We start from the raw sequence: 14,372 nt of genomic DNA on the forward strand, positions 1-14,372 counted from the left end.
ATGCGGACCTGCCCGTGGTCGGCGGGTCCGACGGGTACGGCAAGTCCAAGGCCATCGTCGAAGCGTATGCGCGAGGTCTTCAGGACGCCGGCGCGCCAGTGAACATCAGTTATCCCGGCATGGTGCTGGGACCACCTGCGGGTGACCAGTTCGGTGAGGCGGCCGAGGGCGTGGAGGCAGCGATCAAGATGCGCGGTGTGCCCGGGCGCAGCGCCGGCTGGATCGTGGTGGACGTCCGCGACCTCGCCGCCTTGCACGTCGCACTATTGCAGCCCGGCCAAGGACCGCGCCGATATATGGCCGGTGGCCGACGCATTGCGGTGGATCGCCTCGCATTCCTGCTCGGTGCCGCCGCTGATCGCAACCTGGTGGTTTATCCGGTCCCCGATGTCGGATTGCGCGCCCTGGGGCGCTTGTTCGACGTCATCGGCGATCACCTGCCGTTTGAGACTCCGATCAACTCCGCGGCGATGCAGTACTACACCCAGATGCCGCCCGCAGATGACACCCCTGCCGAACGCGACCTCGGCATCACGCAACGGGACGCGGCGCAGACGCTCGCCGACACGATCGACGGGCTGCAGGAGGTTGGCCGCATTTAGGTCCGTCCTACCGGAAGTACCGCGAAGCCACCGACCGGACCATCCCGCTGGTGGTATGTGAACCGACTTAAACCAACCTGTGGTTTGGCTTAAACCATGCGGTTGGCTGCGGTAAATTGCTCGCTGCCACGCCCGCGCCAGAGGGAGAAGTGATGAGCAATCGAAACCGGTTCCGCTTCGTTGCGGCTGGCTTCCTCTCGACTGCTCTGATGGCCATCGGGCCGGCGCTGGCCTGGGCCGACGACCAGTCGATCGTGCTGGACTTCGTCCGGCACGGGGAGTCGATCGACAACAGCGCGGGCATCATCGACACGACCCCGCCCGGAACGGCACTCGACGCGACCGGCGAAGGTCAGGCGACCGATGTCGCGACCGCAATCCAGCACGACTTCGGGACCAGCATCGCCGGGGTCTTCGACTCGGAGGAGGCCAGGACCCAGCTGACGGCACAGCCGTTGCTGGATGCGCTGAGTACTGCGGCCGGCCATACAGTGGACGCCACGACGTTGAGCGGGCTCAACGAGATTCCTGCCGGCTCCTTCGAGGGCGACCCGACGACCAGCCTCGAGGGCATCCTGTACTTACTTGGCCCACTCTCCTGGGCGATGGGCGATGTATTGGTCCCGGACATCGGCGATCCCAGCGTGAACGGGGTGACGTTCGACCAAGACTTCGGCGCCGCCGTGCAAGACATCTACAACGGCACCGCGAGCGCTAGCGGCACCGCGAACGACGTCGCGTTCTCCAGCGAAGGCGCGATCGCCGTCTGGACGCTGATGAACGTCAACAACCCCGACTTCTCCGTCCTCCTGCAGGAAGTAGAGAAGACCGGCGGTTTCCTACCCAACACGGGCCAGGTCGTCATCGACGGCCAGCCCGGAGACTGGACGTTGGTCAGCTATGACGGGACGCCGGTCTCGGCCGATCCCAGCTTGGGCACCGAGCTTTTCGTCGACTTCCGCAATCTGATCGAGGCGCCGCAATTCGCCGGCTACGACATCTACGAGGCTCTGCTGACCGGTAATTCGGCGACGATCGATAGCGCGCTTCAGACCGGCCTCAGCCAAGTCGACGCGGCGCTGAGCCAATTCCCGGTCGAGGTGTTCGATCAGATCGTCGCCGCCTTCGGCGGCGGTATCTGAGCCGCGACACCGAGATGTATAAGCCACGCTGGGTTGCTGTTGGGCTGCTGTCGGCGGCCCTGCTGTCGATGGGATCGGCGACAGCCTGGGGCGACGATGGGTCGATCGTGCTGGACTTCGTACGGCACGGCGAGTCCGGCGACATGACCGCGATCAACACGCTGGTGCCAGGCCCCGACCTCACTGATACCGGTGAACTGCAATCCCAAGATGTCGCGGATGTGTTGGAGCACAACGGCATCGATGAGATCTATGCATCGACGATGGTCAGGTCACAGGAAACCGCAGCGCCGTTGATTGAGGCGCTGAGTTCACTGAACAACGGCAGCGGTGTCCCTGTTGAATTCTTGGCCGGGCTCAACGAAATCAATGCCGGGATTTTCGAGGGCATGCCGGTGGATGTCGGCGACGTCCCATTGGGCGGCGCCCTCTATCTCCTCGCGCCCGCGTTATGGACGCTCGGGTTGGACTTCGTGCCGGAGTTGGGCTCCACCGACGCCAACGGCATCGTGTTCGACCAGCGCGTCGACGAGGCCGTCCAGACGATCTACGCCGGCAGCAGCGCGGGCGACACCGATGCGGTGTTCTCACACGAGGGCACTATCGCGATCTGGACGCTGATGAATGTGCACAACCCGGATTTCCCGCTCGTAGTCAATGAGCTGTTCAGCACTGGCGAATTGTTGCCCTACACAGGCCAAGTCGTGGTCGACGGCTCACCGGGCGATTGGACGCTGGTCAGTTGGGACGGGACACCGGTACCGCAGGATCCGGGCCTGGCGACCGACCTGTTCGTCGACTACCGCAGCCTGATCGAGGCGCCGCAATTCGCCGGCTACGACATCTACGAGGCACTCCTCGGCGGTAACTCAGCGACGATCGATGCCGCGCTTCAGACCGGCCTCAGCCAAGTCGACACGGCGCTGGCTCAGTTCCCCGTCGCGGTGTTCGACGATATCGTCACGGCCTTGGGCGGTACTGTCTGAGCCAATCTTGTTGATGACGAATGAATTCCGGGCCCACGACGCTGCCATGCCCCGGTACGTAGATGGCATCGGGTCCGCCAATCGCAAGAAGACGGTCGAGTGTATCCGGCCACGCCGCCACATCGGAATCCGAATCGATTGCCGGATCGCCGGATTCCTCGATGAGATCACCGGCGAAGATCACGGTTCGCTCGCCGGTAGCACCCGGCACTGAGATGACGAGATCCGCATCGGTATGGCCGGCCCCCGGCTGTGCGATGGTCACCTCGCGGTTCCCTAGGTCGACGACCGCGTGGCGGATGGCGTGCTGGGGCGCCCGCAGTGCGGCGATCGCGTGGTCGATCTCAGTGGCGTCGGCTCCGTGACTCAGCGCGTCGTCGCGAAGCTGAGAAATGTGGGTTGTGAGGTAGTCCAAAACTTCCGGTGCACAGAATATTTGAGCATCTGCGAATCCCCCGGAGCCCAACACGTGATCGAAGTGCTTGTGGGTCAACACCACATGCGTCACTGCGCACCCGGCAATCAGGCGCACGTCGTCGTCGATAGCGTGCGCTTCGGTCAGCGTGGTACCGGTGTCGACCAGCAACGCTCCGGCAGTGCCCTGCACCAGACCGACAGTGACGTCGAGAAAGGGCAGCCGACAACGATGCACGCTGTCGGTCAAGGACTCCCAGTCGAAGTGCACAAGCAGTCAGCGCAGGCCAGGGATCAGGCCCCGTACACCGGGACCGGTGGCCGCGACTTGGCCAACAGGTCGGCGACGACGGGTCCCAACTCGGCGGGATCCCAGCGCGCGCCCTTGTCGATCTGCGGTCCGTGCGCCCACCCCTCGGCGACGCGAATCTTGCCGCCCTCGACCTCGAACACCTTGCCGGTGATGTCACGAGATTCGTTGCTGCCCAACCACACCACCAGCGGTGAGATATTCTCCGGTGCCATCGCGTCGAAGTCGTCGTCTTGGGTGGCCATCATGTCCGCGAAGACTGTCTCTGTCATCCGGGTCCGGGCCGACGGCGCGATCGCATTGACCGTGGCGCCGTAGCGGCCCATCTCGGCGGCGGCGACCAGCGTCATCGCCGCGATACCCGCCTTGGCGGCGCTGTAGTTACCCTGGCCGACACTGCCCTGCAGGCCCGCGCCGGAGCTGGTGTTAATGATCCGCGCGTCAACGGTTTTGCCCTCTTTGCTCAACCCGCGCCAGTACGACGCCGCGTGCCGCATGGCCGCGAAGTGACCCTTGAGGTGGACAGCGATGACGGCGTCGAACTCCTCTTCGCTGGTGTTGGCCATCATCCGGTCGCGCACGATGCCGGCATTGTTCACCAGCACGTCCAGGCCACCGAAACTGTCGACAGCGGTCTGGACCAGAGCGGCGGCCTGATCCCAGTCCGCGATGTTGGCGCCGTTGGCGACGGCTTCGCCTCCGGCAGCGGTGATCTCGTCGACGACACCTTGAGCCGCACTGCCACCGCCGGCTGGCGATCCGTCCAGGCCCACACCGATGTCGTTGACCACCACGCGTGCGCCTTCGGCGGCGAAGGCCAAGGCGTGCGCGCGCCCGATACCACCGCCCGCTCCGGTGACGATGACGACGCGGCCGTCGACTATTCCCATTAGCTACCCATCCTCATCATCCTCTACGTGATCGCGCTTGCGTTCGTGGTGGCCAGGTAGTGCGGCGGTTCGCCGCCACCGTGCACCTCTAGCGAGGCGCCGCTGATGTAGGCCGCGGCGTCCGAGGCCAGAAACGCTGCGGCCCAACCGACGTCGGCAGGTGTGGCGAGCCGCCCAAGCGGCACGTTCTTCGAAATCGCTGCGATCGATTCGGCGTCGCCGTAAAACAGCTCCGATTGTTCGGTCTCGACCATGCCGACCACGCAGGCGTTCACCCGCACCTTCGGGCCCCACTCCACCGCTAGCGTCTGGGTGAGGCTTTCCAGACCCGCCTTGGCCGCCCCGTAGGCGCCGGTGCCCGGTGACGGTCGTCGGCCGCTGAGGCTGCAGATGTTGACGATCGACCCGCCATCTGTCTGGTTTTGCATCGTCTCGTTGGCGTGCTGGGAAACCGACAGTGCACCAATCAGATTGAGCTCAATGATTTTGCGGTTGAACTTCGCGCTGGACTCGGCCGTCAAGACGAACGGCGAACCTCCAGCGTTGTTGACGACCACGTCGAGGCGGCCGTGCCGGTCGACGATCGTGTCGACCATCGCCTTGACCGCGTCGTCGTCGCGGATGTCGCAGGGGTGGAATTCGTAGGGCAGGCCTTCAACCTCTCGCCGAGCACAGGTGACGACTGTGGCACCCTGCTGGGCGAAAACGCTGCTGATCCCGGCACCTACCCCTCGAACGCCGCCGGTCACCAACACGACCCGGCCGCTGAGCCCGAAGCTGAACGGGGGGCCTCCATCGGCGTGGGTCACTGTGCTAGCGTACCAAGCAAGTGCTTGCTTAGGTAATCGTCTCCCAAGGAAGTGGTCGAGGATCTCGATGACTATTACGTCGCGCACCGTCGAACCGTCGATAGTCGCGGTCACCGTTGACTTTCCCCCTGTCAACGCCATCCCATCACGCGGCTGGTTCGAACTCGGCGAGGTGCTGACCGCGGCCGGCAACGACCAGACCACCCACGCGGTGATCCTGCGCGCCGAGGGCCGTGGGTTCAACGCCGGCGTCGACATCAAGGAGATGCAGCGAACCGAGGGCTTCAGCGCGCTCATCGACGCCAACCGCGGCTGCTTCGCCGCCTTCCGCGCGGTCTACGAGTGCGCGGTCCCGGTGATCGCCGCGGTCAACGGATTCTGCGTCGGAGGCGGCATCGGCCTGGTGGGCAACGCCGACGTCATCGTGGCCTCCGAGGATGCGACGTTCGGGCTGCCGGAGGTCGAACGCGGCGCGCTGGGGGCAGCGACCCACCTGTCCCGATTGGTGCCGCAGCACATGATGCGGCGGCTGTTCTTCACCGCGGCCACTGTCGACGCCGCCACACTGCACCACTTCGGTTCGGTGCACGAGGTGGTGCCGCGCGAGGAACTCGACGAAGCCGCCCTGCGGGTGGCGCGCGACATCGCCGCCAAGGACACTCGCGTCATCCGCGCGGCAAAGGAGGCACTGAACCTGATCGACGTGCAGCGGGTCAACTCCAGTTACCGCATGGAGCAAGGCTTTACCTTCGAGCTCAACCTGGCCGGGGTGGCCGACGAGCACCGCGACGCGTTCGCCGGTACCGCGAAGGGCAAAAAAGAGTGAGCGACAAACGAACCACGCTCGACGACGCCGTCGCGCAACTGCGCAGCGGCATGACGATCGGTATCGGCGGCTGGGGATCGCGGCGCAAGCCCATGGCGTTCGTCCGGGCCATGCTTCGCACCGACATCACGGATCTGACCGTAGTGACCTACGGCGGGCCGGATTTGGGGCTGCTTTGCTCGGCGGGCAAGGTCAAACGGGTTTACTACGGGTTCGTCTCGCTGGACTCGCCGCCGTTCTACGACCCGTGGTTTGCCAAGGCCCGTAGCGGCGGAACGCTTGAGGCACGCGAAATGGACGAGGGCATGCTGCGATGCGGTTTGCACGCGGCGGCGCAGCGGCTGCCGTTCCTGCCGATTCGCGCCGGTTTGGGCAGTTCGGTCCTGGACTTCTGGGACGGCGAACTGCAAACAGTGACCAGCCCCTACCCGGCGCCGAATGGAAGACACGAGACGCTGCTCGCGATGCCTGCGCTGAACCTGGACGCCGCGTTCGTCCATCTCAACCTCGGCGACGAACGGGGCAACGCCGCCTACACCGGCATCGACCCCTACTTCGACGACCTCTTCTTGATGGCCGCCGAGCGACGCTACCTTTCAGTGGACCGCGTCGTCTCGACCGACGAACTGATCAAAGCCGTTCCGCCGCAAGCGTTGCTGGTGAACCGGATGATGGTCGACGGCGTGGTTGAAGCGCCGGGTGGCGCCCACTTCACCACCGCGGCACCGGATTACGACCGCGATGAGAAATTCCAACAGCACTACGCCGAGGCCGCGGCAACCGAGGAGGCCTGGCAGACGTTCGTGCAGACCTATCTGTCCGGCGGTGAAGCCGAATACCAGGCGGCCGTGCGTAAGTTCGCAGAGGAGGCGTCGTCGTGACCGACAGCGCGAGCACCCGTGCCGAAGTGTGCGCAGTCGCCTGCGCCGACTTGTTCCGAGACGCTGGCGAGATCATGGTCAGCCCGATGACGAACATGGCGTCGGTCGGCGCGCGGCTGGCCCGGCTGACGTTCTCCCCCGACATCCTGCTGACCGACGGCGAAGCCCAGCTACTGGCCGACACCCCGGCACTGGGCAAGACCGGGCCGGTCGAAGGTTGGATGCCCTTCGGCCGGGTGTTCGAGACGCTGGCCTGGGGACGACGGCACGTGGTGATGGGAGCCAATCAGGTTGACCGCCATGGTAATCAGAACATCTCGGCCTTCGGGCCGCTGCAGCAGCCCAAGCGGCAGATGTTCGGTGTCCGCGGCGCGCCTGGCAACGCCATCAACCACGCCACCAGCTACTGGGTGGGCAACCATTCCACGCGGGTGTTCTGCGAGACCGTCGATGTGGTCTGCGGTATCGGCTGGGACAAGGTGGACACCGACAACCCGGCGTTCCGGTTCGCCAACACCTACCGGGTGGTGTCGAATCTCGGCGTGTTCGACTTCGGCGGGCCGGACCGCACGATGCGAGCGCTGTCGCTGCACCCCGGCGTCACGGCTGACGAGGTCCGTGACAACACCTCGTTCGATGTGCACGGCCTCGACGACGCCGATGAGTCCCGACTGCCGACCGACGAAGAATTGCGGCTCATCCACGAGGTCATCGACCCCAAGGCCTTGCGGGACCGGGAGATACGTTGACGAAGCTTCGCACGCCACTGACCGAGCTGCTCGGCATCGAGCACCCGGTGGTGCAAACCGGAATGGGATGGGTGGCCGGGGCCCGTCTCGTGGCGGCGACCTCCAACGCGGGCGGACTGGGCATCCTCGCCTCCGCGACCATGACGCTCGATGAATTGGCCGTCGCGATCGGAAAGGTCAAGGCGGCCACCGAGAAACCGTTCGGGGTCAACATCCGCGCCGACGCCGCCGACGCCGGCGACCGGGTGGACCTGATGATCCGCGAAGGCGTCAAGGTCGCTTCGTTCGCGTTGGCGCCCAAGCAGGAACTGATCAGCAAGCTCAAAGACGCGGGTTCGGTGGTGATTCCGTCGGTCGGCCTGGCCAAGCACGCCCGCAAAGTGGCCTCCTGGGGTGCCGATGCGGTGATCGTCCAAGGCGGCGAAGGCGGCGGGCACACCGGGCCGATCGCCACGACCCTGCTGCTGCCGTCGGTCCTTGATGCGGTCGGCATTCCGGTGATCGCGGCCGGCGGCTTCTTCGATGGCCGTGGTCTCGCGGCGGCGTTGTCGTACGGCGCCGCCGGGGTGGCCATGGGTACCCGGTTCCTGCTCACCTCGGATTCCACCGTGCCCGAGTCGGTCAAGCAGCGTTACCTGGAGGCCGCCCTGGACGGCACCGTCGTCACCACCCGCGTCGACGGGATGCCGCACCGCGTGCTGCGCACCGGGCTGGTCGAGAAGCTGGAAAGCGGCTCGCGGGCACGGGGTTTCACCGCAGCGGTGCGCAACGCGGCCAAGTTCAAGAAGATGTCGCAGATGAGCTGGGCCTCGATGATTCGCGACGGCCTGGCGATGCGGCACGGCAAGGAGCTGACCTGGTCACAGGTGGTGATGGCGGCCAACACCCCGATGTTGCTCAAGGCCGGCTTGGTCGAGGGCAACACCGACGCCGGCGTGCTGGCCTCCGGCCAGGTCGCCGGCATCGTCGAAGACTTGCCGTCATGCGCGGAGTTGATCGACTCGATCGTCTCCGACGCCGTCAAGCACCTGCAGGCCGCGTCGGCGTTAGTGCAGGATTAACAGGTCTCCGGTAATCAGGACTGCACAACCATCAGCGTGTGCCCGGTCGGGTCGCGGAACCAGAACATCGGCGGAACCGGCTCGCCCATTCGCGATACCTGCGCGTCGACGTCGACGCCGAGTTTCTTCATCTCGGCGTGGGTGGCATCGATGTCGTTGGTGGTCAACGTGATACCGGTGATGGTCGGCTGCACCGGTCCGCTGTCCGGCGGGGGTGGAGCAAGCGCGATGCCCGTCGTGCCCTCTGGTGGGTAAACCTCGATCCACCGATATCCGCCACCGAACGGCTCGTCGGTTCGCTTCTCGAACCCGAGCGACTCATAGAACGCGATTGCTTTGTCCTGCTCCAACGTCGGAACGCACACCAGGCTCATCGTCGTCAGGCCGGTCGTCGTGGTGGTCATCGTGCCCCTTCTGGTTGGTTGGTTGTTACATCAACGCCGTATGCCCGGGCGATCTCCTGAGAGCCTGCCCACCGGCTGTAGGTCGGTGATTGCGGCCAGCCATCCGGGGAGTCTTGCCATTCCTCCTGGCGACCGTATGGCAGTAGGTCGATCAACGCGAACGAGTGACTCAGCTGCTCGGTCCCACGCCCATTGGTGTGCCAGGTCCGGTAGACCTGATCCCCGTCGCGGAGGAAGACATTCACCGCAAAGCCGCCGCCGGGTGGGGCGCCGACATCCGCGCCGAACGAGCAGTTGGCGGTGGAGTACCAGGTCATCTGGTTGCCCACCCGCCGCTTGTATTCGAGCGCTTCGTCGATCGGACCCTGGGTGACGATGACGAACCGGGCGTCCCAGTTGTCCAGGAACTCCAGCCGGGTGTACTGCGACGTGAACCCGGTGCAACCCGGGCACTGCCACTCCTCACCCGGAAACCACATGTGGTTGTAGACGATCAGCTGCGGCTTTCCGTCGAACACATCGGCCAACCGCACCGGTCCGTTCTCGCCCTCCAGAATGTAGTCCGGCATCGCGACCATGGGCAGCCGTCGTCGCTGCGCGGCGATTGCGTCGAGCTCACGAGTGGCCGCCTTCTCCCGGACGCGCAGGGCATCCAACTCGCGCTGCCACACCTGCTCGTCCACGACGGGCGGCAATCCTGCGGTCCTCACAACACACCCCTTCGATCAGATGTTCACGCCGTCAACATGATAATGTTCACACCGTACACTTCGAGCCCGAGAAGGGTCAAGCGTTGGCCACCTTGAAGACCGGCTATCACCACGGAGATCTGCGCACCGCGTTGATCGACGCCGGCCTGCACCTCACCCGGGCCGGCGGGCCGGAAGCGTTGACGATTCGGGAAGCGACTCGGCGAGTCGGGGTTTCACCCAACGCCGCGTATCGTCACTTCGCCGATCGTGAAGCTCTACTCGGCGCGGTTGCCACCGCAATCCAACATCGGATGGTGGCGCAGATGCAGGGCTCGTCGCGCCGGCGTGGCGGGGAGGATCAACTGCGCGCGGTCGGTATGGGCTACATCAAATTCGCCCTCGACGAGCCCGGATGGTTCGCGGTGGCGTTTTTCGGAGCGGTCAACCCCGATGAAACTGCCAGCGCTCCACCGTATCTGGCGTTGGTCGATGCGCTCGATGCGATGGTGGCCGCAGGGGTCCTCGCCCCCAAACGACGCGATGGCGCCGAATGGCCGTGCTGGTCTGCGGTGCACGGGTTCGCCGAACTGGCCCTGCGGGGGCCACTGCGGGGCGCAAGCCGTCGAGAGGTGGAGTCACTGGCGGGGCGGACGGTCGACGACATAATCGCCGGCGTGTTTCGCCGAGCGTGAATCCCGTCTGACGTCACACCAGCCTCTTGCGTACCATCAGCTGGTCATGCACTCGTCTTGGAAACGAACCCATATGCGATATCACTCGGACTGGTATCACATATGGGTCGAAAACGGCAGAAGGACCATCCCTTCAGCCAGGGACTGGAGAGTCTAGTGAGACGCGTGTGAGGATTACAGCCGTTCGATGATCGTGACGTTGGCGGTGCCGCCGCCTTCACACATCGTCTGCAGGCCGTAGCGACCGCCGATGCGCTCCAGCTCATTGAGCATGCTGGTGAACAGCTTTGCGCCGGTTGCACCCAACGGGTGGCCCAGGGCGATCGCACCGCCGTTGGGGTTGACCTTTTCCGGGTCGGCCTTGATCTCCTTGAGCCAGGCCAATACGACCGGAGCGAATGCCTCGTTGATCTCGACGGTGTCGATGTCATCGATCGACAGGCCGGTCTTCTCCAACGCGTAGCGGGTAGCCGGAATGGGCCCGGTAAGCATGAATACCGGGTCGGCGGCGCGAGCGCTCATGTGGTGGATACGCGCCCGCGGCGTGAGGTTGTGGTCCTTGACCGCTTGCTCGGAGGCCAACAGCACTGCGCTGGCGCCGTCCGAAATCTGACTGGCCATCGCGGCAGTCAAGCGGCCGCCCTCGACCAACGGCTTCAGGCCGGCCAACTTCTCCGGCGACGACTCGCGCGGACCCTCGTCGACCCGGAACGGACCGGATTCGGTTTCCACGGCGATGATCTCGTTGTCGAAGTGGCCGCCGCGGATAGCCCCAAAGGCTCGCTCGTGACTGGTCAGCGCGTACTGCTCCATCTCTTCGCGGGACAGATTCCACTTCTCGGCGATCAGCTCCGAACCACGGAACTGCGAGATCTCCTGATCGCCGTATCGGTGCAGCCACTGCTTGGACTCGTTGGTCGGCGAGGTGAACCCGAACTGCTCGCCGACTGTCATCGCCGACGAGATCGGGATTTGGCTCATGTTCTGCACGCCGCCCGCCACGATAAGGTCCGCGGTGCCCGCCATGATCGCCTGCGCACCAAAGGAAATCGCCTGCTGACTGGATCCACACTGCCGGTCGACGGTGACACCGGGAACCTCTTCCGGGTAGCCGGCGGCCAGCCAGGAGAGCCTGGCGATGTTACCGGCCTGCCCTCCGATGGCGTCGACGCAGCCGGCGATCACATCCTCAACTGCCGCGGGATCAACGTCGACCCGATCAAGCAGACCACGCCACCCCAGCGCACCGAGGTCGACGGGGTGTATCTCGGCCAGTCCGCCGTTGCGCTTACCAACCGCTGTACGTACTGCCTCGATGACGTACGCCTGATTGTTTGAAGTCATTGTGCCGCTCCTTCTTTGGTAATTCCACCTAGGACGATAGCGAGGTACTGCTGCCCCACCTGCTGCGCGGTGAGTGGTCCACCGGGCTGATACCAGCGCACCGACACCCAGGTGGTGTCGCGGATGAACCGGTAGACCAGGTCGACATCGAGATCGGGACGGAAGTACCCCTCCTCGATGCCCTGGTGCAGCACGTCGACCCACATCTTGCGCTGCTCTTTGTTCAGGTCCTCGAGGTAGGAGAACCGCGGCTGCCGCAACAGCCGCTTGGCCTCATCCTGGTAGATGACGACCTGCGCGTGCCGATGCTCGATAGCGTCGAACGACGCCATGAACAGGCCCCTGAGCCGCTCCAGCGGATTCGACTGAGCCTCAATGATTTCGCGATAGCGGGCGAAGAGCCACTCCATGAAGTTCCGCAGCACCTCGTCGACCATCTCCTCTTTCGAGGCGAAGTGATGGTAGAGGCTGCCGGAGAGAATGCCCGCGCTGTCGGCGATGTCGCGCACGGTGGTTGCCCGCAGCCCGCGCTCGGCGAACATCATCGCGGCGAGCTCGAGTAACTCGTCGCGGCGGCTGTTCGGCGGGCTCAGTTCGGTCATGGGTGCTGACTCGACACCGAAATCACTTCTCCAGTCAGATAACTGGAGTAGTCGCTGGCCAGGAATGCGATGGTTGCCGCGACCTCCCACGGCTCGGCTGCCCGTCCGAAAGCTTCGCCGGCCGACAACTTGTCGAGCAGTTCTGGCGAGCTGGTCTTGTCCAGGAACTTGTGCCGGGCAATACTGGGTGACACCGCATTGATCCGCACCCCGTATTCGACGGCTTCGATTGCGCTGCAACGGGTCAGTGCCATCACCCCGGCTTTGGCCGCGGCGTAATGGGACTGCGAGTGTTGGGCACGCCAGCCGAGAACGCTGGCGTTGTTGACGATGACGCCGCCGTGATCGGCATCCCGGAAGTACCGCAGCACCGCCCGGGTGGTGCGCAGCACCGAGGTCAGCGTGACGTTGAGGACCCGGTCCCACTCCTCGTCGGTGATATCGACCACCGGAGTCTGACCGCCCAGACCGGCGTTGTTCACCAGCACGTCGACCCGGCCCATCCGCGCGGTGGTGGATGCGACCAGCGCGTCGACTTGCGCGGTGGACGTGACGTCACACACCACGCTTTCCACCCGGCCCAGTGCCAAAGCGGACAGTTCGTCGCGGGTTTGGCCCAGCCGCGCTTCGTGATGATCGGAGACGACGACGTCGGCGCCTTCGGCCAGCGCACGCCGGGCCGTGGCCGAGCCGATACCAGTGCCGGCCGCGGCCGTGACGATCACGACCTTGCCCTGCAGAAGGCCGTGTCCGGCAACTTCTTCCGGCGCAACGGCGAGCGTCATCGAGCCTCCCTCGGTAGGCCGAGCACCCGCTCGGCGATGATGTTGCGCTGTATTTCGTTGGAGCCGCCGTAAATGGTGTCGGCGCGGGTGAACAGGTAGAGCCGCTGCCACTCGTCGAAGTCGCCGTTCGCCAACGCCAAGCCGGCTTTACCTTGCACGTCCATCGCGATCTCACCGAGATCGCGATGCCAGTTGGCCCACAACAACTTCGAGACATTATCTTTCCCGGCGGCCCGGCCGCTTCCTTCGACATCCATGGTGGCCAGGGCATAGGAGCGCATCGCCCGCAGGCCGGCCCAGGAGCGGGTCAGCCGTTCGCGAATCAGCGGATCGTCAGCCGCGCCAGTGCTTTTAGCGAGCTCCACGATGGCACTGAGCTCGCGGGCGTAGACGATCTGTTGGCCGAGTGTCGACACACCGCGTTCGAAGGTCAGCGTTCCCATCGCGACCCGCCAACCGTCCCCGGGCTGGCCCACCACCAGGTCGGCCCCGGTGCGCGCGTCGTCGAAGAACACCTCGTTGAATTCGGAGTCCCCGGTCAGCTGGACGATCGGGCGAACGTCCACTCCCGGCTGGTCCAGCGGCACCAGCAGGTACGACAACCCGGCGTGGCGCTTGGAGCCCTTCTCGGTGCGGGCCACCACAAAGCACCACTGCGCCCAGTGCGCCAGCGATGTCCACACCTTCTGGCCGTTGATCACCCACTCGTCGCCATCCAAGACCGCGGTCGTGGACACGTTGGCCAGGTCGCTGCCGGCGCCCGGCTCGGAGTAGCCCTGCGACCACAGCTCGGTGACATCGAGAATCCGGGGAAGGAACCGCTGCTGCTGCTCCGGCGTGCCGAAGGCGATCAACGTCGGCCCCAGCAGTTCTTCGCCGAAATGGTTGACCTTGGCGGGTGCGTTGGCGATCGCGTATTCCTCGTAGAACGCCACCCGGTGCGCGACGGACAGACCGCGACCGCCGTGCTCGACCGGCCAACCCAGGCAGGTCAGGCCCGCGTGCGCCAGGTGCTGGTTCCATGCGCGCCGCTCTTCGAACGCCTCGTGTTCGCGACCGGGCCCACCAAGGCCCTTGAGCGCCGCGAATCGGCCCACCAGGTTCTCGGCGAGCCAATCACGGACCTCGGCCCTGAACTCCTCGACGCCTTGCACCCCTGTAGGCTAACCTACCAAGCACTTGC

Annotated in this window: 16 protein-coding genes and 1 pseudogene; 8 read left to right on the forward strand and 9 right to left on the reverse strand. The window is 65.1% G+C overall.

What is annotated here, in order from left to right:
• From VGG53_RS02405 to VGG53_RS02415, 3 genes and pseudogenes are all read left to right on the forward strand, one after another.
• Positions 1–602, forward strand: a pseudogene (locus VGG53_RS02405) (oxidoreductase); the annotation flags it as partial.
• A 152-nt stretch (positions 603–754) separates the two neighbouring features.
• Positions 755–1,744: a histidine phosphatase family protein gene (locus VGG53_RS02410; protein WP_331516395.1), complete on the forward strand. Its 990-nt coding sequence runs from the start codon at positions 755–757 to the stop codon at positions 1,742–1,744.
• A 14-nt stretch (positions 1,745–1,758) separates the two neighbouring features.
• The gene (locus VGG53_RS02415) at positions 1,759–2,730 is read left to right on the forward strand and encodes a histidine phosphatase family protein (protein WP_331516396.1); all 972 of its coding nucleotides are present in this window, start codon (positions 1,759–1,761) and stop codon (positions 2,728–2,730) included.
• Here VGG53_RS02415 and VGG53_RS02420 read toward each other — a convergent pair.
• Genes VGG53_RS02420 through VGG53_RS02430 form a run of 3 tightly spaced genes read right to left on the reverse strand, consistent with a single transcriptional unit; the run spans position 2,705 to position 5,153 of the window.
• On the reverse strand, positions 2,705–3,415 hold the full coding sequence (locus tag VGG53_RS02420; protein ID WP_331516397.1) for an MBL fold metallo-hydrolase: 711 nt from the start codon (positions 3,413–3,415) through the stop codon (positions 2,705–2,707). The genes VGG53_RS02415 and VGG53_RS02420 overlap by 26 nt on opposite strands.
• Before the next feature lie 23 nt (positions 3,416–3,438).
• Positions 3,439–4,344, reverse strand: coding sequence for an SDR family oxidoreductase (locus tag VGG53_RS02425; RefSeq protein ID WP_331516398.1), 906 nt, complete (start codon positions 4,342–4,344; stop codon positions 3,439–3,441).
• Positions 4,345–4,367: 23 nt separating this feature from the next.
• A complete protein-coding gene (locus VGG53_RS02430; protein WP_331516399.1) occupies positions 4,368–5,153 on the reverse strand; it encodes an SDR family oxidoreductase in 786 nt (261 codons plus the stop codon).
• 67 nt (positions 5,154–5,220) lie between these two features.
• Here VGG53_RS02430 and echA20 point away from each other — a divergent pair, with 67 nt between their 5' ends.
• The 4 genes from echA20 to ipdC are packed head-to-tail and all read left to right on the forward strand — an operon-like array spanning position 5,221 to position 8,670.
• Positions 5,221–5,979, forward strand: coding sequence for a (7aS)-7a-methyl-1,5-dioxo-2,3,5,6,7,7a-hexahydro-1H-indene-carboxyl-CoA hydrolase (gene echA20, locus VGG53_RS02435; protein WP_331516400.1), 759 nt, complete (start codon positions 5,221–5,223; stop codon positions 5,977–5,979).
• Positions 5,976–6,860: a cholesterol ring-cleaving hydrolase subunit IpdA gene (gene ipdA, locus VGG53_RS02440; protein ID WP_331516401.1), complete on the forward strand. Its 885-nt coding sequence runs from the start codon at positions 5,976–5,978 to the stop codon at positions 6,858–6,860. Before echA20 ends, ipdA begins: the two co-directional genes overlap by 4 nt.
• Complete coding sequence (gene ipdB / locus VGG53_RS02445; RefSeq protein ID WP_331516402.1) at positions 6,857–7,609, forward strand: cholesterol ring-cleaving hydrolase subunit IpdB; 753 nt, start codon at positions 6,857–6,859, stop codon at positions 7,607–7,609. Before ipdA ends, ipdB begins: the two co-directional genes overlap by 4 nt.
• The gene (gene ipdC / locus VGG53_RS02450; RefSeq protein WP_331516403.1) at positions 7,606–8,670 is read left to right on the forward strand and encodes a (3aS,4S,5R,7aS)-5-hydroxy-7a-methyl-1-oxo-octahydro-1H-indene-4-carboxyl-CoA dehydrogenase; all 1,065 of its coding nucleotides are present in this window, start codon (positions 7,606–7,608) and stop codon (positions 8,668–8,670) included. Before ipdB ends, ipdC begins: the two co-directional genes overlap by 4 nt.
• 14 nt (positions 8,671–8,684) lie before the next feature.
• On the opposite strand, the gene VGG53_RS02455 is transcribed toward ipdC, so the two are convergent.
• Both VGG53_RS02455 and VGG53_RS02460 read right to left on the reverse strand, forming a co-directional pair.
• A complete protein-coding gene (locus VGG53_RS02455; protein WP_331516404.1) occupies positions 8,685–9,074 on the reverse strand; it encodes a VOC family protein in 390 nt (129 codons plus the stop codon).
• The gene (locus VGG53_RS02460) at positions 9,071–9,784 is read right to left on the reverse strand and encodes a DUF899 domain-containing protein (RefSeq protein WP_331516405.1); all 714 of its coding nucleotides are present in this window, start codon (positions 9,782–9,784) and stop codon (positions 9,071–9,073) included. Before VGG53_RS02460 ends, VGG53_RS02455 begins: the two co-directional genes overlap by 4 nt.
• An 83-nt stretch (positions 9,785–9,867) precedes the next feature.
• On the opposite strand from VGG53_RS02460, the gene VGG53_RS02465 reads away from it, so the two are divergent.
• Positions 9,868–10,458: a TetR/AcrR family transcriptional regulator gene (locus VGG53_RS02465; protein ID WP_331516406.1), complete on the forward strand. Its 591-nt coding sequence runs from the start codon at positions 9,868–9,870 to the stop codon at positions 10,456–10,458.
• A 174-nt stretch (positions 10,459–10,632) separates the two neighbouring features.
• Here VGG53_RS02465 and fadA6 read toward each other — a convergent pair whose 3' ends face one another.
• Genes fadA6 through ipdE1 form a run of 4 tightly spaced genes read right to left on the reverse strand, consistent with a single transcriptional unit; the run spans position 10,633 to position 14,343 of the window.
• Positions 10,633–11,802, reverse strand: coding sequence for a steroid 3-ketoacyl-CoA thiolase FadA6 (gene fadA6, locus VGG53_RS02470; RefSeq protein ID WP_331516407.1), 1,170 nt, complete (start codon positions 11,800–11,802; stop codon positions 10,633–10,635).
• On the reverse strand, positions 11,799–12,404 hold the full coding sequence (kstR2, locus tag VGG53_RS02475) for a TetR family transcriptional regulator KstR2 (RefSeq protein WP_331516408.1): 606 nt from the start codon (positions 12,402–12,404) through the stop codon (positions 11,799–11,801). The genes fadA6 and kstR2 overlap by 4 nt, the downstream gene beginning before the upstream one ends.
• Entirely contained in the window at positions 12,401–13,189 is a 789-nt protein-coding gene (ipdF, locus tag VGG53_RS02480; protein ID WP_331516409.1) for a (5R,7aS)-5-hydroxy-7a-methyl-1-oxo-2,3,5,6,7,7a-hexahydro-1H-indene-carboxyl-CoA reductase, read from the reverse strand. Before ipdF ends, kstR2 begins: the two co-directional genes overlap by 4 nt.
• The gene (gene ipdE1 / locus VGG53_RS02485) at positions 13,186–14,343 is read right to left on the reverse strand and encodes an acyl-CoA dehydrogenase IpdE1 (RefSeq protein ID WP_331516410.1); all 1,158 of its coding nucleotides are present in this window, start codon (positions 14,341–14,343) and stop codon (positions 13,186–13,188) included. Before ipdE1 ends, ipdF begins: the two co-directional genes overlap by 4 nt.
• Between the last annotated feature and the right edge of the window lie 29 nt (positions 14,344–14,372).

It is taken from the genome of Mycobacterium sp. (assembly GCF_036490025.1).
Taxonomy (GTDB): domain Bacteria; phylum Actinomycetota; class Actinomycetes; order Mycobacteriales; family Mycobacteriaceae; genus Mycobacterium.